Origin of the sequence: Acinetobacter sp. NIPH 284, from assembly GCF_000369425.1 — a bacterium.
In the GTDB taxonomy this organism is placed as follows: Bacteria; Pseudomonadota; Gammaproteobacteria; order Pseudomonadales; family Moraxellaceae; genus Acinetobacter.
The window spans coordinates 252,427-272,516 of the sequence record NZ_KB850010.1; the positions used below are offsets into that span (position 1 = coordinate 252,427).

19 protein-coding genes are annotated in these 20,090 nt (G+C 37.7%); 3 read left to right on the forward strand and 16 right to left on the reverse strand.

Annotation, left to right across the window (positions count from 1 at the left end):
- Positions 1-5: 5 nt before the first annotated feature.
- Positions 6-2,105 carry an ATP-dependent nuclease gene (locus F908_RS04270; protein ID WP_004828393.1) on the reverse strand — a complete coding sequence of 700 codons (2,100 nt, stop codon included), beginning with the start codon at positions 2,103-2,105 and terminating at the stop codon, positions 6-8.
- Between the two features lie 365 nt (positions 2,106-2,470).
- On the opposite strand from F908_RS04270, the gene F908_RS04275 reads away from it, so the two are divergent.
- Together F908_RS04275 and chrA are read left to right on the forward strand one after the other, a co-directional pair.
- Positions 2,471-3,391, forward strand: coding sequence for a chromate resistance protein ChrB domain-containing protein (locus tag F908_RS04275; protein ID WP_004828391.1), 921 nt, complete (start codon positions 2,471-2,473; stop codon positions 3,389-3,391).
- 2 nt (positions 3,392-3,393) lie between these two features.
- Positions 3,394-4,746, forward strand: coding sequence for a chromate efflux transporter (chrA, locus tag F908_RS04280; protein ID WP_005158089.1), 1,353 nt, complete (start codon positions 3,394-3,396; stop codon positions 4,744-4,746).
- 44 nt (positions 4,747-4,790) lie between these two features.
- On the opposite strand, the gene dmeF is transcribed toward chrA, so the two are convergent.
- Positions 4,791-5,711, reverse strand: coding sequence for a CDF family Co(II)/Ni(II) efflux transporter DmeF (dmeF, locus tag F908_RS04285; protein WP_004828387.1), 921 nt, complete (start codon positions 5,709-5,711; stop codon positions 4,791-4,793).
- Between the two features lie 55 nt (positions 5,712-5,766).
- Between dmeF and F908_RS04290 the strand changes: the two genes are divergently transcribed.
- Entirely contained in the window at positions 5,767-6,036 is a 270-nt protein-coding gene (locus F908_RS04290; RefSeq protein ID WP_005158090.1) for a metal/formaldehyde-sensitive transcriptional repressor, read from the forward strand.
- 32 nt (positions 6,037-6,068) lie between these two features.
- Here the strand turns inward: F908_RS04290 and F908_RS15885 are convergent, their stop codons facing one another.
- From F908_RS15885 to F908_RS04355, 14 genes are all read right to left on the reverse strand, one after another.
- Positions 6,069-6,194, reverse strand: a complete 126-nt coding sequence (locus tag F908_RS15885) for a YHYH domain-containing protein (RefSeq protein WP_016541229.1) — start codon at positions 6,192-6,194, stop codon at positions 6,069-6,071.
- 89 nt (positions 6,195-6,283) lie between these two features.
- On the reverse strand, positions 6,284-7,591 hold the full coding sequence (locus tag F908_RS04295) for an MFS transporter (RefSeq protein ID WP_004828384.1): 1,308 nt from the start codon (positions 7,589-7,591) through the stop codon (positions 6,284-6,286).
- An 80-nt stretch (positions 7,592-7,671) separates the two neighbouring features.
- Positions 7,672-8,310 carry a hypothetical protein gene (locus tag F908_RS04300; RefSeq protein WP_004828381.1) on the reverse strand — a complete coding sequence of 213 codons (639 nt, stop codon included), beginning with the start codon at positions 8,308-8,310 and terminating at the stop codon, positions 7,672-7,674.
- 11 nt (positions 8,311-8,321) lie between these two features.
- Positions 8,322-9,035, reverse strand: coding sequence for a HupE/UreJ family protein (locus tag F908_RS04305; protein WP_004828379.1), 714 nt, complete (start codon positions 9,033-9,035; stop codon positions 8,322-8,324).
- A gap of 5 nt (positions 9,036-9,040) precedes the next feature.
- Positions 9,041-9,412: a hypothetical protein gene (locus F908_RS04310; RefSeq protein WP_004828376.1), complete on the reverse strand. Its 372-nt coding sequence runs from the start codon at positions 9,410-9,412 to the stop codon at positions 9,041-9,043.
- Positions 9,413-9,423: 11 nt separating this feature from the next.
- A complete protein-coding gene (locus F908_RS04315) occupies positions 9,424-12,552 on the reverse strand; it encodes an efflux RND transporter permease subunit (RefSeq protein ID WP_004828374.1) in 3,129 nt (1,042 codons plus the stop codon).
- 14 nt (positions 12,553-12,566) lie between these two features.
- Positions 12,567-14,042, reverse strand: a complete 1,476-nt coding sequence (locus tag F908_RS04320; RefSeq protein WP_005158100.1) for an efflux RND transporter periplasmic adaptor subunit — start codon at positions 14,040-14,042, stop codon at positions 12,567-12,569.
- 10 nt (positions 14,043-14,052) lie between these two features.
- Positions 14,053-15,252, reverse strand: a complete 1,200-nt coding sequence (locus F908_RS04325; RefSeq protein WP_004828371.1) for a TolC family protein — start codon at positions 15,250-15,252, stop codon at positions 14,053-14,055.
- Positions 15,253-15,299: 47 nt separating this feature from the next.
- Positions 15,300-15,755 (reverse strand): hypothetical protein, encoded by a 456-nt coding sequence (locus F908_RS04330; RefSeq protein ID WP_004828369.1) that lies wholly within the window; start codon positions 15,753-15,755, stop codon positions 15,300-15,302.
- Positions 15,756-15,923: 168 nt separating this feature from the next.
- Complete coding sequence (locus F908_RS04335; protein WP_005157712.1) at positions 15,924-16,625, reverse strand: IS1-like element ISPa14 family transposase; 702 nt, start codon at positions 16,623-16,625, stop codon at positions 15,924-15,926.
- 239 nt (positions 16,626-16,864) lie between these two features.
- On the reverse strand, positions 16,865-17,167 hold the full coding sequence (locus tag F908_RS04340; protein ID WP_004828367.1) for a hypothetical protein: 303 nt from the start codon (positions 17,165-17,167) through the stop codon (positions 16,865-16,867).
- Between the two features lie 115 nt (positions 17,168-17,282).
- Positions 17,283-17,666 (reverse strand): hypothetical protein, encoded by a 384-nt coding sequence (locus tag F908_RS04345; protein ID WP_005158102.1) that lies wholly within the window; start codon positions 17,664-17,666, stop codon positions 17,283-17,285.
- Positions 17,667-17,694: 28 nt separating this feature from the next.
- Entirely contained in the window at positions 17,695-18,456 is a 762-nt protein-coding gene (locus tag F908_RS04350) for a hypothetical protein (RefSeq protein ID WP_004828362.1), read from the reverse strand.
- A gap of 23 nt (positions 18,457-18,479) precedes the next feature.
- On the reverse strand, positions 18,480-20,066 hold the full coding sequence (locus tag F908_RS04355; RefSeq protein ID WP_005158104.1) for a CAP domain-containing protein: 1,587 nt from the start codon (positions 20,064-20,066) through the stop codon (positions 18,480-18,482).
- Positions 20,067-20,090: the final 24 nt, after the last annotated feature.

Sequence of the window (20,090 nt, forward strand, 5' to 3'; positions counted from 1 at the left end):
GCTACTTATTCGCCTGTAGTTAATTCATAGTTTGATTTTTTTATAGTGTCCATTTCAGATAACCAAATTAGACCTTCCTTGATATATCTTGGTGCCGACCAATCTTCTATTAGAATTGCATATTCTAAGGCGAAATCAGATTTAATAAGCCCTTGTGCTTTTTCCCAAGCAGCAACAGCAATATCTTGTCCTTCAGGTAATTCAAATTTAGAAAGATTAGCTAATATGAAAGCATCCTCATAACTTCTAGCGCATATATTAGTTTCTGGATCTTCTGGTATTTGATATGCAATTCTACGGAACTTAATTTGTTTCTCTTGAGCAGTTTTAGCAATCAAGACTGACGGGGAAATTTGACTATCCTCATTTTTAGCTTTTTTCTTAACTTTACCAGTATCATCGACTTCTTTAGGATAAAACCAGTTTTTAATGGCAGCATTAGATGTATTCTGACCATCAACTACTGGGCATTTCACCCATGCATCTTCCTGTTTTCCATTCTTAGTTATTTTGCCTTTTTTTGTTGAATCTAGATCAGTGATTACTAACGTTTTCAACTCCAGAAAGTCAAGAAGTGGGTAAAAAATATGCGCATGTGCTCCACCAACCTCAACACAAGTAACATATTGTCTGGCTAGTTTTTGTGGTTCATCAAGAGACTCATCAACTAATTGACATAACTTTGGCATTAATAAACGTTCTGTTGTCCCTTCAACTAAGATAGCTTTATCAGCAAAGTAAAGATCACATTTCGTTAAGGTCATATATTGATGTAAAAATTTTTGATCTTTAACAGAAATACTACTCAACCCCTTCTTAAAATCTTTAACCTTTGTCTGACGTACGTTTTCTATCTTATGAATTTCATTATAAAAATATCTAACAGCATCAAATTTTGCAGCATTCGCAACATGTGGGGAGTGTGTTGTGATAACAAACTGGATATTCCATTTATCTTTGTTAGAATAATTTTCTGATAATTTTTGAACAGCCACATTTAATTGATTGATAAAAACCTCCTGCATTTGAGGATGTAAATGAGCTTCTGGCTCTTCAATAAATATTAAATGAGTAGCGGGGCTAATTGATTTTGATCTATAGATTTTGTGATAGCTTGCTAACTGTAGCAACATGTAAATCAAATTACGGGTTCCTAGACCATTATACCCTTCTGGTAAATGTACTCCATCAACTCCGCTATAAACGACCTTAGTATGCCCTGATAATAATGATTCCACGTTTAATGATGTCTCTGGTCTTATCTCAGTATCATTAAGACTTGGGAATCCCATTACGTTCATAACTGGTAATAATTCTTTAAGCATACCATCAAAGTCGAGTTGGACATTATGCTCAATATTTTCAACAGATTGCTTTAATCTTATAGCTAAATTTTGATCTGCCTCAGCAGCAGATGGTGCTGTAGCTGTCTTAAATAGCTCACTAAGCAATTTACCTATTACATCAGCATCCCCTAGTTTTGTTTTATCAAGATTTCTTTGAGCTAATACAAAGTTACATTGTAATAATGCTGTTAAAGCAGATGTGCCTTCAAAATCTCTCGTATTTGTAATATCAGTAGGATCAACTGCACTTACATGAACCCCATAAGCTTTAGACAAATTACCCTTCAAATTTTTATAAAAATGTGTACGAGGTTCAACCACTGCGGAAGATGGGGTAAGGTCAAAAAGCAAATGCATATTTTTCAAAATAGGCCGATACTCAACTCGCGCAATAGCCGTTGTAGAGTCTTCATCTAAATCAATAACAAAAGGGGATAGAGAACCTAAATCAGGAGAAAGTTTATTATATTGAAATGTAAGTGTAAGAGAAATTCGAGGAAGTGCTTCGAATATTACTTCTGAACTTTCCCCCGCCTCTCTTAATTCTTTAGCTTTTAAAAATTTCTCTCGTGATAAAACTGAAAAATCCTCTAGCCGAAATCTTGTTCCAGATTCACCACAAAAACAATCAAAAATACTGGTAAAAGATGTCTTTCCACTATTATTACGTCCAACAATTACAGTTGAATTCTCTTCCAATCCGAATTCGACATTCTCCAGAAGCCTAAAACCTTCTACTTTAATTTTTTCAATGCGCATTATTATCCCCAATTATTTATTTTAAGCTTTTAAAACTTCGACTATGAATATAGCTTAATAACTAAGATATTATTATTTCTAAAAATAATAATATACAACTTAAGCATAAACTTTTTAAAGCTATCTAACATAATCTTCAAAATAGAAATTGCCATCTCTACAAGCTAACTACGACTGAGCCTTTTTTCAACACAATAGATCAGTAACGTAAACACATCGAATAGTTTTCAACTTTAATTCTACTTCAATCAAAGCTTGTCTGCCGCCCGTCTTAATATTTATCCTGATATAAGAAATCAGTTCTTCATATTTGTACCATGATAAAAATAATGTAATATAATAAACAAATAAGTTGAGTATACTACATGAAAATATCCTTACTCATATCCTCACTGCCTACGCAGAACACAACCACTCGTATGAGAGTCTGGCGATCTCTCAAAGCAAGCGGCGCAGCAATTCTAAGAGATGGGGTCTATTTGCTTCCTATTTCTCATAGTGAAAAGTTTGATCCTATTGCTAATGATGTTATCTCAGAACAAGGGGCTGCTTATGTATTTCACGCAGACCAACCTATAAACCTTGAATTAGCTCCTTTCTTCAATCGAAAAGAAGAATACGATGCCCTCTATAAACAACTCTCCGAGTTGAGAGATAGACAGAATAAAGATGAAAAGAAAGAGCTACTCAAGCAAGTCCGTAAATTAAGAAAAAGTATCGATGCGCTTGTAGAAATTGACTACTACCCCGATGAAACTCAAGCACAGGTTCTAAATGAGCTTTCCTCTTTAGAACTTTCAATTGCACGTCTTGGTGAAGTGAATGAACCAATAGCAATACAAGCTCATATTCAACTTCTAGATAAAGCTAGTTATCAAAACAGAACTTGGGCAACTCGTAAAAGACCTTGGATTGATCGTTTAGCCTCTGCATGGCTAATAAAGACATTTATTGATGCCTCACCAAAATTCATTTGGTTAGAAACACCAAGTGACTGCCCAAAAGGAGCATTTGGATTCGATTTTGATGGTGCAACTTTCAGTCATATCAATCATTGGGTGACCTTCGAAGTTCTTTTACATAGTTTTGATCTAGAAACACCCGCATTAAAGAAAATCGCTGAAATTGTTCATTACCTAGATGTAGGGGGAATTGAGCCTCCCGAAGCAATCGGTATTGAAAAAGTTATTCAAGGAATTCGAAGTCAGATAAGTGACGATGACCAATTATTTGCATTATCGAATCACATTTTCGATGGCTTATATGCCAACCTATCAAGAGAATAATCATGGAACAAGAACTTGTTATAGAACCAGAACAAGAAATACAGTCAATTTCATTTTGGCAAGCATTTCTATTCTGGCTGAAATTGGGGTTCATTAGTTTTGGTGGACCAGCAGGACAAATCGCTGTCATGCACCAAGAACTCGTTGAACAAAAACGCTGGATCTCTGAAAAACGTTTCTTACACGCTCTCAACTACTGCATGTTATTGCCTGGACCTGAAGCACAACAATTAGCAACCTATATCGGTTGGTTAATGCACAGGACTATAGGTGGTATTGTTGCTGGTGTCTTATTCGTTTTACCTTCTTTATTTATCCTGATCGCCCTCTCATGGGTCTATGTGAAGTTTGGTGATGTTCCTATTATTGCTGGGCTCTTTTATGGCATCAAACCTGCTGTTGTTGCTATTGTCTTTCATGCAACCTACAGAATTGGCAGCCGATCATTAAAGAATAAATTTTTATGGGCAATTGCTGCACTTGCATTCGTTGCTATCTTTTTCTTTAACCTTCCGTTCCCCTTAATCGTTCTAACCGCAGCAATCATTGGATACTTAGCAAGTAAAAAATATCCAAGCTTTTTTACGGGTGGAGGTTCACATCAGCAAGGTAAAAAAGATTATGGCCCAGCACTAATTGATGATGATACCCCAACCCCAGAACATGCCATATTTAGTTGGAAGCACTTAGGAAAAATATTATTTATAGGTGCAATTTTATGGTTCACACCCATTATAGGTTTGACTCTAACCTTAGGATGGGATCATGCCTATACACAAATGGCTTGGTTCTTTACCAAAGCGGCGCTGCTAACATTTGGTGGAGCTTATGCTGTATTACCCTACGTGTATCAAGGTGCTGTAAATTTTTATGGCTGGTTAGGACCGACACAAATGATTGACGGCTTAGCTCTAGGAGAAAGCACCCCTGGTCCATTGATCATGGTTGTTGCATTCGTAGGTTTTTTAGGTGGTTATAATCATGCATTATTAGGTAGCGAACATTTATTTCTAGCGGGTGCAATTGGTGCAGTAATCGTCACTTGGTTTACGTTTCTATTTTCATTCATTTTCATTCTAGCTGGCGCTCCTGTTATTGAATCAACTCACAATGAACTAAAGTTTACAGCGCCTTTAACAGCAATCACTGCTGCTGTTGTCGGTGTGATACTAAACTTAGCACTTTTCTTTAGCTATCACGTCTTATGGCCAAATGGATTCAATCATCCTTTCAACTATGAAGCAGCATTCATCGCAATAGCGGCATTTATTGCCTTGTTCCATTTTGAAGTGAAAGTCATGTATGTGATTCTTGCCGCTGCCTTATGTGGTTTGATTCTATACATTGGAGCCTAAAAATTAAGAGGAGCTTTTAAAGCTCCTCTTAATTAAAAAACCTACTAAATAAAATGAATTTCTACACTTGCATGAACAATTTCTTCATGAATAGAAAGTGCTTTCTTTACAACATCAGGCGTTAAATCAATACCTGTACTTTCTAAAGCCAAGATACATGAAAATTTCCCTTTCCCAACTTTCCAAACGTGTAAATCAGTAATTTTAGCTTGAGTAAACTGATCAATAACTTCTCTAATTTCATCTACAACAGGATGTGACATTTCTGCATCAAGTAAAGTCTTCCCAGTTTCACACAACAAGCCCCATGACCATTTTGCAACTAGAATTGCACCAACAACACCAAGTAAAGCATCCAAGAAATTCCAACCGAAATATTTACCTGCAATAAGAGCCACAATTGCAAGTACAGAAGTCACCGCATCAGCCACTACATGAATAAAAGCTGCTTTTTGATTTAAATCATGATGATGATCATGATGGTGGTCATCATGACCATGGTGATGGTCTCCACCATCGTGCAATAACCATGCACACACTATATTTACTAATAAACCAACAACAGCAATAGGAATCGCTTCATTATAGTGAATATTTACAGGGTTCATTAAACGATCAATAGACTGAATTCCCATTAATATCGCGACTACCATTAAAATAATGGCACTGCTATAACCTGCTAAAATTTCAATTTTCCAAGTACCAAAGCTAAATCTTTTGTCATGAGCATAATGACGAGCCATTCGATACGCAAAATAGGCCAAGCCTAGAGCCACCATATGTGAACTCATATGCCAACCATCTGCAAGCAGTGCCATTGAATTAAAAATCCAACCACCAAAAATTTCTAGCACCATCATTATCGCTGTTAATATCGTAGCGATAAGAATCTTTTTTTGAGCTAAGGGATTTCCCTCATCAAATTGATGAGAATGATAGCGATCCAAGTTACTATGAAGTTGCATAAGTTTTATCTTTCCAAGATACTCCCCCCAGTATATATTTTTTTAAGGAAAAATCATGTCTCATTTGCATCAAGATAAAAAAATTTTTAATCGCATTAAACGGATTCAAGGACAAGTTGCATCTGTAGAAAAGTCACTTTTGACGCCAGAAAGCTCCTGTCTTGATGTTTTACAACAAGTTGCAGCAATTAAAGGTGCTGTTAATGGATTAATGCAGCAACTGCTAGAGCAACATTTAAGAGAACATGTACTAAAAGGAGAGCAAAATTTTGATGAAGAAGAAATGCAAAAATACTTATTGTTATTAGATCGTTATTCAAAGTGAGTAGAACATTATGCTCTACTCACTTTTGATTATTAATGGCAGTGACGATCCCCTGTCTTGCTATTCGTATGGCAGCCTGAAGAATCAGTACCACCTGAATGAGCAAAAGCATTTGTTACCGCAAGCCCCATTAAACATACAAAGATTAGTTTTTTCATGTTGTTCCCCTTTTTTATTGAACGATAAAACAAGTTTAAAATTGTACAACAAATAAACGGGTTACTTCTAAGCCATTAGTCGAAAAGAATTATTTAGGCCACTTTTGATGATAGTCATCAATCACATACTCATGCACATGTACACCATTGACTTGGTGCTGAACCACATGATCGTGGTCTGCGGGTAAATCATCATGGCTATGTGCTAGAAAATCTTCATCTTTAGTTGTCCATAAGCGTAATGCAAGAATGAGAGCAATAATCGCAATAACAGCCATCGGAATAAAAGTCTGTAATGTGCCTATATTGGTACTTAACCATCCAACTAATGGATAAGTAATTAACCAACAAGCATGAGAGAAAGCAAATTGTGCGGCAAACAGTGAGGTTCTATTCTCACTCGATGCAGACTTGCGAATTAAACGGCCTGTAGGTGTTTGTGAAACAGAATATCCAATACCAAGCACAAACCAAAGTGCAAGCAAACCATTATAAGATGTAATGAAATAACCACTTAACAGCCCGATTACAAGAATTGTTGTACCAGTCAACATAACTGATCGATCAGGAAATTTATCCAATATCTTTGGCAAAACAAAAGCCGATAACATTGATCCAAGACCAAATAAACCAAATGCCCATGTCGTTGCATTTTCAGTAAGTTTAAATGTCGATTGAACCAGTACAACAGTATTTACAATCACAACCGCACTCGCCGATGCAATTGCTAGATTTAAAGCAAGCAACGCCTTAAGTCTTGGCGTATTAAAATAAATTTTAGCTCCCTGCTTTATACGACTATAAACACCTCTAAATTCAGGTACTTTGGCAACTGGTAATTTTGCACTTACCACAAACAAAGCAGAACCGATAAAACCTAATACTGTTCCTAAAAACAGATTATGGTAGCTCATGACAGTGAGTAAGAAACCTGCCAGCATTGGACTGATAATATTTTCCAAATCATAGGCTAAGCGAGACAATGACAAAGCATTGGTATAGTCTTTTTCTTCAGGAAGAACATCTGGAATCATTGCCTGAAATGTTGGTGTAAATGCAGCAGAAGCAGATTGCAAAATAAAAATGAGAATATAAATTTGCCAAATTTGCGTCACAAACGGTAGACACAATGCTGTTAATGCTCGAATAACATCTAATCCAACCAATACTTGTTTTCTTGGTAATCTCTCAGCAAATGCTGATGCTATAGGTGCTACACCGATATAAGCAATCATCTTAATTGCCAATGCAATACCGAGAACTTGGGCTGCTTCTCCCTTTGCAATATCGTATGCCTGTAAAGCTAGGGCAATTGTGATTAACCCCGTTCCGATTAGTGCTATTACTTGGGCCAAAAACAAATGCCGATATGTTGTGTTTTTTAGTACTTCTAGCATCTTATGGATTCCTTTTAGAACCTGACTTCTTTAGCAATTGAATCTCCTTGGAATAATATTCCAAGGAGATTGATCAAAACTTAAAAGACTTTCTTCATTTCACTAAACTGCCCTTCTACAAGTAGAGTTACAGTCACTGGATTTTCAGTACGGTTACGCCAGAACCAACCATGTTTGCCATCAAAAGCTGCCTTTAAGACGCCCTGCTGAGTTGTCTCATTCTTTCCTTTGCCATAGCCATGATAGAACCCTTTAGGAGCATTCACTGGATCACCATGAGTATCATAGTTAAGACCACCTCCTACTGCTTTCCAATCAAAGTTGACACTTGCACTTTGTGGCATTGTCAGTTTCACTTCGGTTGCTTGGCCCGGTTTAAGCTCGATACTAATGCTCTCTTTATTAATAGCAGGCATAATCATTTGAGCATTATCAGCTGCCGTTTGAGTCGAAGTTTCTACTGATATTTGTTCAACACTATTCACTGCCTGTGCAGCATTGATACCATTTTCTGACTCTTCAGCTAGTGATTGTTTGATTTCTCCCATTTTCGTTAAACCAAGCACTTTACCCATACCTGTCGGATCAATTGCATACTCCGCAGGCATGACACAGGTAACTAGCACAACAACGGCACTTACGGCAGCAATTGCTGTTGATTTAATTAATTTTTTTGATGAAGGTAATTCGATATCTTTTGGAATTTCAGCGTTATACATAATTTAGATCCTTATTGAGTAATGAAGCCAGTAAGTTGATAGCCAACAAGTAAAAAACCGAGGAACATGAGGAAGACATTGCTTTGATAAGCTGTTTTAAAGAAATAAGGTGTCTTTCTCCAAAACGTCATTAATAACAAGATGATGCACAGAGCCATAAACTGACCTAATTCAACCCCAATATTGAATGAGATTAAATTTGCCAACAGTCCATCACTCGGAACTTCATATTCCTGAATTTTTACTGCGAGTCCAAAACCATGAATCAGACCAAAAATTAAAGTCGCGATTTTCGTGTTTGGTTGAAAACCAAACCAACGCTGATATGCCCCCAAGTTATCTAGAGCCTTATAAACAATCGAAAAACCAATGATTGCATCAATGATGTAGGCGTTTATCGAGATATTGTAATAAACACCCACCAGCATCGTAATCGAATGCCCAAGTGCAAATAGGCTGACGTACAAGCCGATATCTTTCATTCGGTATAAGAAGAAGATAATGCCAACAAGAAATAGTAAATGGTCATATCCAGTGACCATATGTTTCGCACCCAAATAGATGAATGGAATCACATGAACGCCATAAATTTCTTGAATATAACCCTTATCACCTTCTGCTACTCCATGAGCAAAAAGTGTAGGACTTACCAATGTAATGAATAAAGCAAGTAATAGCTTTATGTAAGCACTTAATTTCACAATGTGTGAAGCAATAATTTGCATGTATATCAAACTCCAAAATTTAAAATGAATTGAAAATCCATTAACTTTTTGGGCGGTTTAAAAATACGACTCACCATCAGATAAACATATTCTTTTGACCAATCTAGAATTGATATCCCCTTTAAGAGATGGGCTAAAGCGGTCGATTTAAGTGCGTCATAGCCAACAAAATGTTCATAGTAATTATCTTGGTGACTATGTGAATGTTGTTGGCTTATCTCATGATGGTGAGAGTGAATTGCATCAATTGAAACGTGTCTCTGAAATTCATTTTCAGTTACATGCTCATTAAAGTGCAAACATAAAGCGAGACTGATCATGCAGACTAGCCACATCATCACAAATTTGCTTTGTTTATCTCGCAATATATTTGTCATTAAAGATGCCCCTAAACAACCTGTTCAGTGGCATCGTTTGATTTTCTTGACCTACCTTGGTTAAACCACACATATAAGGTCGGCAAAATAATCAAAGTCAGTAAGGTTGATGAAATAATCCCACCAATAACGACAGTTGCAATTGGGCGTTGAACTTCAGAGCCAATGCCTACGTTTAAGGCCATCGGAATAAAACCTAATGAAGCGACCAAAGCTGTAATCAACACGGGGCGGAGTCTTTCCATTGCACCATGTTTCACTGCATCAATGACACTTTCACCTTGAACTCTAAGCCGCTGAATGGCTGAAACAAGAACCAAACCATTCAGCACAGCAACACCCGATAAGGCAATGAAACCCACAGCCGCAGAAATTGAGAATGGAATATCACGTAGTGCTAAAGCAATCACACCACCTGTTAGTGCAAATGGCACACCTGTGAATACCAAGATACTGTTTCTAATATTACCTAAAGCCATATAGATCATGGCAAAGATCAGAATTAAAGCAATCGGTACTACAACCATAAGACGATTTGAAGCAGATTCCATCTGCTCAAACGTACCGCCCCAAGTCAGCCAATAACCATCTGGTAATTTAAAATCAGCATTCAGCTTAGATTGTGCTTCTGAAATGTAACTACCAATATCTGTTCCACGAACATTTGCTGTAATGACGATACGACGTTTACCATTTTCGCGAGAAATCTGGTTTGGTCCTTGAACATTTTTTAACTCAATCAATTCTGATAAAAGAACACTAGAACCATCAGCTAAACTCACAGGAATCTGATAAAGCTTCTCGAGGTCTGTTACCGAGTTTTGGTCCATGCGTACCACAATGTCGAACTTTCGATCTCCTTCAAACACCTTACCTGCTGTCTCGCCTGTGATTAGACTAGAAACCTGTTTTTGTACATCCTCTGCATCAAGCCCATAATTGGCAATCATGTCTTTTTTCAACTCAACAGAAACCATGGGTAAACCAGACATCTGTTCGACTTTAAGATCAGCAGTACCATTGACTCCCTCTAAAATCTTAGCGGCAGCGTTTGCTGATTCAAGTAACTGTTCCAAATCATCACCATAAATTTTTACGGCAACATCGGTTCGGACACCTGAAATAAGTTCGTTAAAACGCATTTGAATCGGCTGTGTAAACTCATAATTGTTTCCATATACGCCTTTAGATACACGTTCAATTTCAGCAACAACCGCAGACTTTTCCTTATCAGGATTAGGCCACTGACTACGAGGTTTCAGCATGACAAAGTTATCTGCAACGTTAGGTGGAACAGGATCAGTCGCAATTTCAGCAGTCCCCACTTTGGCAAAAATAGTCTGAACTTCTGGAATTTTCTTAATCTCTTTTTCTAACGTGTATTGCATTTCAATTGCTTGAGTCAACGACGTGCCAGGAATACGCAAGGCATGTAGTGCTACATCTCCCTCATCCAAGGAAGGTATAAACTCTGAGCCTAAACGAGTCGAAAGACTTGCACTAAAAACAAAGAAAATAGAGACAAAAGCAATTAGCAAATATCTATGATTTAAAGACCAATCTAAAATTGGGTTATAAAATCTTTTGATGCCATGGACGATTTTTGACTCTTCTTCTTTAATTTCACCGGTAGTGACTAATGCCACCATTGCAGGGACAAACGTAATTGAAAGAATCATTGCTGCCACTAAAGCCATAACCACTGTTGCAGCCATTGGTGTAAACATCTTTCCTTCAACACCAGTCAGAGTCATTACAGGTAGATACACCAAGATAATGATCAATTGACCATAGAGAATCGCTTTGCGGGATTCTTTAGTCGCTTCAAACACAGTCGTAAAGCGTTCTTGCCTTGTTAAAACTCGCCCAAGCTCTTTTTGTTTAATTGCCAACTTTGCTAAGGAAGCCTCAACAATTACAACAGCACCATCTACAATAATCCCGAAATCTAGTGCCCCAAGACTCATAAGGTTGGCACTAATTTTCTGGTTCACCATACCTGTGATTGTCATCAACATTGATAATGGAATAACTAGAGCTGTAATCAGCGCGGCACGGAAATGACCAAGAAATACAAACAGAACAACGATTACCAGAATCGCACCTTCTAGAAGATTCTTTTTCACCGTCTGTATCGTTGCATCAACCAAAGTTGTACGGTTATAGACCGCTTTTGCTTCTACACCTTCTGGTAATGATTTTTGAACTTGCTGTAGTTTTTGATCAACAGCATGAGCAACATTTCGTGAGTTCTCACCGATAAGCATGAATGCTGTACCCAGTACAATTTCTTGCCCATCTTTAGTTGCGGCACCTGTACGTAATTCGTGACCAATAGATATTTTGGCAACATCTTTCAATCTGAGGATATAACCATTGCTCGTCGTAATCGGGATATTCTGGATTTGCTCAATTGAGTTAATTTGAGAATCAGAACGAATCAAATACTGTTCACCATTTTTCTCAATATACCCCGAGCCTTTATTCATGCTGTTCTTAGAGATAGCCTCTAAAATCGCTTTCTGATCCAGCCCTATGCTACGTAAATAAGCATAATCAGGTTGAACTACAAATTGTTTGAGATAACCACCAATGGTATTGATTTCATTAACACCCTCTACATTTCGAAGCTGAGGTTTAATCACCCAGTCTTGTAAGGTGCGTAATTCCGTTGGTGAAAGTGGATTAGGATTGTTCTTGGCATTTTCAACGGTATACATGAAGATTTCGCCAAGTCCTGTAGAAACAGGCCCCATAGAAGTTGCAATTCCAACGGGAAGATTTGGTGTCACCCCTTGTAGCTTCTCATTCACTAATTGTCGGGCAAAATAAATATCCGTCCCTTCTTTGAAAATTGCCGTCACTTGTGACAGGCCATACCGAGAGACTGATCGGGTATAGTCTAAATTTGGAATACCAGCCAAAGCCGTTTCAATAGGATAAGTCACCTGAGACTCCATCTCCATTGGAGAGAGTCCTTGAGCTTCACTATTAATCTGAACTTGTACATTCGTAATATCGGGAACAGCATCAATTGGTAGCTTAAAATAGTTATAGGCCCCCAATGCACCGACAAATAGGAATACGATGAGTACAAGCCAACGATTCTTAATCGAGAGTTTAACAATCTGATCAAACATATTCGCTACTCCCCTTAATGGTCATGAGTAGCGCCAGATTTACCTAGCTCTGCTTTTAAAAGATATGAATTTCCTGCGGCATAAACCTGTCCTATTCGTAATCCAGATTTAACTTCCACATACCCATTGTATTTATCGCCAAGCTCCAGAGGTCGAGCTTCAAAATCGTTACCAACACGAATGAATACCACGTCCCAATCACGGAAATTCTGTAACGCATCTTCACGTACAACCATTGGCTTTTGACTTTGATTTTCAAAAATTTGAGCCGTGATTAACTGTCCAGAACGCCACTTAAACTGATTTGGTATCTCAATAAATACCTTCGCTGTACGTGTTTTAGTATCGATGACATCACTAATATATTTGATCTTGCCCAATGCCTCTTCTGTGCCTGTCGGACTTTGAGGTTTAACTTTGACTCTGTTTGTAGGGTTTATAGCATTAAGCTTGTCAGCAGGAACATTTACTACCGCCAAGAGTTGCGAAGTATTTGCGATTTTAAAAATAGGGGTTGAAGCGCTTACATTAGATCCAACAGCACCAAGGATTTCTAATATTGTTCCTGACATTGCTGCACGAACTTCAACTGTTCCATTACCTGAACCGCCATAAGAGCTTATTAAGTTATTCAACTCATTTGCACGAGTTTGAGCAGCATCAAAATCTCTCTTTGCAGAAATATAATCAATCTCAGGTGATACAAGCTTTTGCCATAATGCTCGTTCTTGTTCCATTTTTTGTCGAGCAAACTGTAGAGTTTCCAAAGCAACTTTACGATCCGCATTCAAACGAATTAAATCTTGGCTTTGGACAACAGCAAGTAAGTCTCCTTGACTTACTTTATCCCCAATATTACGGTAGGTTTTTATCAGTGTTCCACTGGCTTTTGGTGCAACAAGGCTTTCAAAATTATCAGGAAACTTCAATTCACCTTTCAGTTCCAAAGCATTTTCAAACATCATTGGTTCAACTTTTAAAAGCTCTAAACCACTGCTCTTAATACTACTGTCTAACATGGTGACACGACCTTCTTTCGTATCCCACTTCCAAGTATGTTTTTTTCCTTGATAATCGACATTTACAACCATTAGAAACGAATGTGGCTCATAGACAATTTCATTTCCAATCAAGTAATCACTCTCTGGTTTAAATTGAATATTCTGCTCAGCATCTAAACGCTTAATGTAAATATTCGCTTTTAAGTCTTCAGGTTTAAGTGGCTTGTCTTTCAAATACCCATAAACACGGAGGTGTGGTTCCACTCCTTCTTCAAATATCTTAACCTCAGCAGAGAAATCTCCATCTCGATACAAACGACCACCGTGTGGTCCTTTCTCATCTCCAGCTACAGCTACTTTTTCTTCGGCGACCTCACCATGTCCACTCGCTTGTGTCTTATTTCCGGTTTTATACCAAGCAATAGCACATAAGACGATAAGTAAGGCAACGACACCAGTTGCAATCAATGTATTTGTTTGTTTATTCATATCCTTGCCCTTATTCTTGATCTAAATGAGTAATGTAGTTGCGCTCGACTTCTGCAATTTCTGTCTGCAAAGCCAACCACAAATCGAATCGAGCAAGATGTTTGTCTAGCCAAATTTGCTTGATGTTATTGAACTCAAGTAAAGAGTTTTTCCCTGCTTGGTAACCCATCTCTGCAATTCGCAGGCTTTCATTTGTTGCGGGCAAAACGGTTTGATCATATTGCTTAATCGCATCAATTAAATTTGAAACCTCAATAGATTTGTTTTCCAATTCAATTTTAGAGTTACGACTCACAAGCACAGACTTTGTTTCTGCTTTCGTATGCTCTGCTTGAGCAATCGCAATATTGCCCTTATTTCGATTAAAGACATTGAGAGGTATTGACGTTGAAACTTGGAAGACTTTGTCATTGGTTTCTTGGTAGTTCCTAACCCCTACTCCCAAAGTAATATCGGGTATTGCTTCTTTACGGGCCAGTTCAAACTGAGTCTTTTTCAGCTTTGAACTCAGCGTTGCTTCTTGCTCAGACAAACTTATTTTGTCTGTGAAATTAAAGCTTAGCGGAACCTCCAATGCATTACTTGGCAGGTTGGAAGTGAACTTAGAGCACAGATTTTTCTGGAACTGAATCTTCTTCACTTCATTTTGATGGCGCAATTTAGATTCAGATGAAAGTGCTATGCTTAGTTGAGCATCAGAAGGAATTACTCGCCCGTACTTAAGCCGTTCGGAAAGAACATTAGCTTGTCTGGCATTCAATTTACTCTCAGAAGAATAAATTTCAGCACGCTGAGTAGCTACATACCAGTTCGCCATACAGATTCTTAAATCTGCTTTGAGTTCAGCCTGACGCTTTGCTATTTCGAACAGATTGCGATCACCTTGAAAACTCGCAATCTGTTTTCTCAAGGAAAGTTTATTACTAAGAGGAATCTCTTGTGACAGTCCCAATAAGGTTGTTGGGCCATCCAAATCCTTCAGTTTAGAATTACCGAGATTATCCAACTCCACATTGAAAGTCGGATTATTTAATCTACCAGCAAACTTTTGATTGATTTCATAAGCTTGCTCGGACTGCTGTAAGCTATTGAGTACAGCATCACTTGCGATTACCTGCTTTTGTAGATCAGCATAATTCGTTTCTGCGAATACATTTGCTGCTGTTGCTACAAATCCACAGGTAAGAAATATCTGATATTTTTTAGACATGACTTTACCTATACAAAAAAATTAAAATTAATTTTTGTATAGAAAAATCAATTATGTAGGACGATTAAGTTTTTAGAGTAGGTATAAGAATTACTAAATATTAGAGGGGATCGCCGCTTTAAAAAGGCTCGATAAATAGGCTTTTCAAAAAGCTGGAAAAAGAATAAAACTAGTGGAAGTGCGAAACTAAGAATAAAGACTGGATCTATGCTTAGATCACTATCAGAAGAAATTGGTTTTACTGAATGATGATAAATTGGCTCATCAATGTTCTTCCAGCTATGCGCTTCAGCGTCATGATCAGTAGAGTTTTTAAGAGAATCACTAGAATGCTGCAAAGACCAATGACTTGATGCATCATCCTCAACGACAATACTTAACTCATGTTGGTGTTCAATATTCTCAAGTAAGACAGGCGCCCACGCATGAACTCCCGTAATTGTTATCGTAAACAAAAACAGGATAAATGCGAGTATAAGCTTAGACAACCTACTTGAACGCATAGCGATGGAAATACTACTGATTTGCTAACAAAATACTAAAAAGTTTTATTAAAGTAAATCTCTCTCCTCAACATTTGAAAATGAATATGTTCGAAACTATTACCAATATCAGCAAAAGGAGTATGAATAAGCTCAAATCCGGGTGGTGTTTCAAAAAGTATGCTGACATTAAATGAAGCCATTATTGATGTAAAAAAAGGTTAAGTCGAAAGCTTTAAAATGGTTTTCAATCTTTTTTGAAAAATTACAACTCCTTCTAAAACCACGCCTAATTCGATGCCTTATTTTGCAATTATTACCTTCAATACCTACAGTAAAAAATTTACCAATACTTTGCTTGCAGTTTTTAAAAGCAGTTATGAAACTGTCCCAATGATCACTTGCAATTCGGGTGTAGTGAATACCTAATTGTTTAAGCTTTGTCTTCAATCGTTGAACTGTAGCTAAGTCTCTTTTACCCCAAACATAAGCAACAATCTCACCTGTTTCTCGATGGTAGGCGTAAATAAGCCATTGTTTATTATTTTTATTTCCCACAAAAGTCCAAAACTCATCAACTTCAAGAGACTCATAATGACTTTGTTTAGGCTGAATTTGGTAGGTCGATTCGGTTAAAGTACGTAAAACTTTACCGATACTGATTCGCTCAACTTCAGCGATATCTCGTATACCACTACCTCTGACCATCAACTGTAATATTTTTCGAGTAATGCCTGAATTACATCCTAGATAGCTCAGAGCATGGTCACCAATAAACTGACGTTTACAGTCTTTGCACTGATAGTTTTGTTTCCCATCTACTTTGATGCCATTTTTCTTTATACTGTCACCGAGGCAGGTTGGACATTTGATTTCTAGAGTTATTCGCATTTCTCTATTTTATCAAAATTCAACCTGCTTTGTTTCAGCATACTTTTTGAAACACCACCCAAATCCGATCTATCTAATACTTACCCATTTTTTAGGGCAGCTATTAAGCTAAATTTGAGCTAAGTTTTCTACAGTCGTCAAATCATCCGCTACTGCTAGATAAGTATGTAATTATTAAATTCGGCATTAAGCAAAAAATAAGGGAAAAACTATTCCCTTATTTTTAGATAAAATAAATTTTAGGCAACATCCTCTTTAAAGTACTGATGCTTTCTTTTGGAATTATGCTTCCAGCTTTTAGCTACATTGTAGACTGAAGATGGAAGATCATCCCATTCTTCTGGCAAACCAGAACCTCGTGCAACACGAAGTTTTAAAGGATAATCCTTATATTCGATCAAATGAAAAAAATAGAAACTACGTTCTGGATATGTACTGAACTTTTTAAAATAAGCATTCCTCATATGGGGATATCGTTTTCGTATACCGTCATTAGGATGAGTGTTTGCAGGTTGTAGATACTGAAATTTCAGCTTTTTCATGTTTCCTCCTAGATTAAGTTATCTAGAAGGGATCCTCTGCATAGTAATTCATGTTTTAAAAATCTCTGATCAATTATCGTTTTAGCTTTGTATATTTAGCCTACCTTAGATCAAGCTATTTAAAATAATAGCCTAGCGTATCGTCTTTTGAATCACCCCACCCCGTCCATATCTGAGTCAGTTTTACGTAATGCTGATTGATGCTTTGGACTTTATATAAATAGCTACGTGGTGGAGAAATATTATTCGTTCGTACTTTCTCAATTAAAATAAAGGTTTTGTCATCTAGCCATTTTACTCGAAGTAGTAAAGGATCTTGGCATTGCCCCATTTCAGCATACATTGCTGCATCTTTACCATTCTTGGCAAAAGACAATCCTGCACATTCAGTATCTGGCAAATCCAAGACCAAACGCTTTCCTGCTAGGCTTTCTTTCGCACCTGCACAAGCCAGTGTTGAAAGACTTAAACATAATCCTGCGAATATAAATTTTTTCATTTGATATGACTCTTTATTTATTTGGAGGTTAAAACACATTGTCAATAAAACCACACTGTAAGATGTGCTGTGATGGATTGATCGGATTGTCATAAAGACTGATAAAAGCAATCATGTCATTCAGATAAGAACTGTCACGTTTATAACGCTGGCTATAGATATAAATCTGTTTGGGTGTATAGATCTTTTGATTTTGGAAGACTTCACCATTAAAGACCTTTAAATGTGGATATTGCTGAAAGACTTTTTGAGTTTTACTTCTATTTTGATCATCATGCATAGAAGCTTTATCCCACTGCTGTTTAAAGCTTTTGAATTGCTGTCCTGTATAGTGACTGAATTTAATATTTAATGCGTTCTCAATTTTTTGTTTAGTTGTGGCGATGTCATCTCGACGATAGATCGATGTATTTGCTCCTGCAACACTGACATGCATTGAGGTCTCAATCCGTTGAATCGGATTACTTTTGTTTCTAGGAAGATAGACGGTTGTTTCAGGGCAGTCCTGACAGAAATTTTCATCGTCTGAATCATCGATAATGGTAGTCTTTTGCTTGCTATATAGCTGTTGAAATTGTTTCTGAAGTTTGACGATCGCTGGTGTTGGTATATCTGCCTTGTCACCCAGCGCCAGTTGATTATTAAAAGATTGTTCTTTTTCAGCCCAATCCAGACAGGATAAGCCTTGCTCTAGGGTTAAAGCTGAAGCAGAAATAGGTTGAGCCATCGCGGTATGTATCATGAGCAGCGAGATACTCGTAACGAGAATTTTTTGAATCATACATGTCATTTTGTTGTTGTCCTTATGTTGGATTACCGACCATTCACGTTAAACCAATAGGAATATTCTTTAGGCTGACCATTCACCAGAACATTGCTGAGTTTGACGTCATAAATCACATTCAACTTCAAATCGTCAAAGTTAAACTGGATATGGTTGGGAACTCCGATATTTTCATAACGGATATTACTGATCTTCTGTTTAGCCCCACTACTTCGTTCAGTGACAACAACGTTAGCTTTAGCGTAGTCCACATTGCGATTGGCAAAGAAATTCTTTTGTTCGGTTAAAACTGAAATCGAGAGAATTGAACCCGCCATATAATATTTGGCTGGATAGTTGTGGTAGGGATAGGCAATCACACCGAGTGGTGCAGTGGTTGTATGATTAAAGGGATAAACCACTTTATAGGACGTACCGACCACATAAGGGAATCGGGTATCTTTAAATGATGGTGCATTAACTGAACCATACGCCGATTTTTGTAAGAAGGGATTGAGCATCCAGAGTCGATGCCCCACATCTCCTGCAAACAGGTTTAATTTGTCATGCACCATATTGGTAATGCTTTCGGCAGGTGAATAGTCATTCTTATTCTGTCTTACTCCCATTTCCAGACTACTGGTTCTTGCACCCACTGCACCAATATCGGAATAGCAGTTTGTGTTAGCTTCGGGGTAATGGGTCAGGATGTTGTTTGCCGCAAGAATCAGTGCCGTCTGCATCATCTCATCTTCACGGGCATCGTCATAACTCACACTGGGTAATCCATGCAAGGCACGAACCGTATTGATTTCATTTAAAAATTCATTTCTAAACTTTGCACTGAGCTTACCCGCATAACAGTTATTGATATCGGGTGCCTCGCTCATGGATGAGGCTTTAAATACATCAAAGCTAATAGTCCTGCTTTCTGCGGCCAATGTTTTGGCATCACCCTCCTGGGTGAGTTTAAGGGTACATACACCCGCACTAATCCCCTTTAGTTCACCATTAGAATAAGTACAGGTTGCTGAAGAAAGGCTATTGATTTTAACAGGAAGTTTGACACTGGATTCAGCATCCAGTGAATAAATACTATCCGTCAGGATGTATTTCATTTTAAGTGGGGTAATGGTTTGCTTGGCCTTAGTTACACAAACATTATTTTCTAGATATTGATCGGCAGCACAAGTCACATTGACGGTCATGCTGCTATTGAGTGGTAGAACTTTTTCCGTCCCTACCTGTGTCAGTGCCAGAATACACTGACCAACTTTAAGCGCTTTGAGTTCACTGCCACTTACACTACAGATGTTGGGTGTGTTACTGCTAAACGTTACTGCCAGACCTTGATCTGTCTGAAGCGATAATGGATAGCTTTGACCTTGAATCAGGCTGCTGAATGGTAAAGACTGGATATTCTGCACTACCTTGTTTTTACATGTACCCTCTTCCAGATATTGGCTTTCAGCACAGGTCACTGGCTTAGGGTTTATATTGCCATTATTAGAATTTTCCGTTCCACCACCATTGGATGAACCAGAATCTCCTCCCGAACCACCGCCCCCACACCCAACCATTACTGTGCTGATTGCCAGCATCAGAACAGATGGCATAAACGTTTTTGAAATCTTCATAATTTATTACCTTATATAATTGTT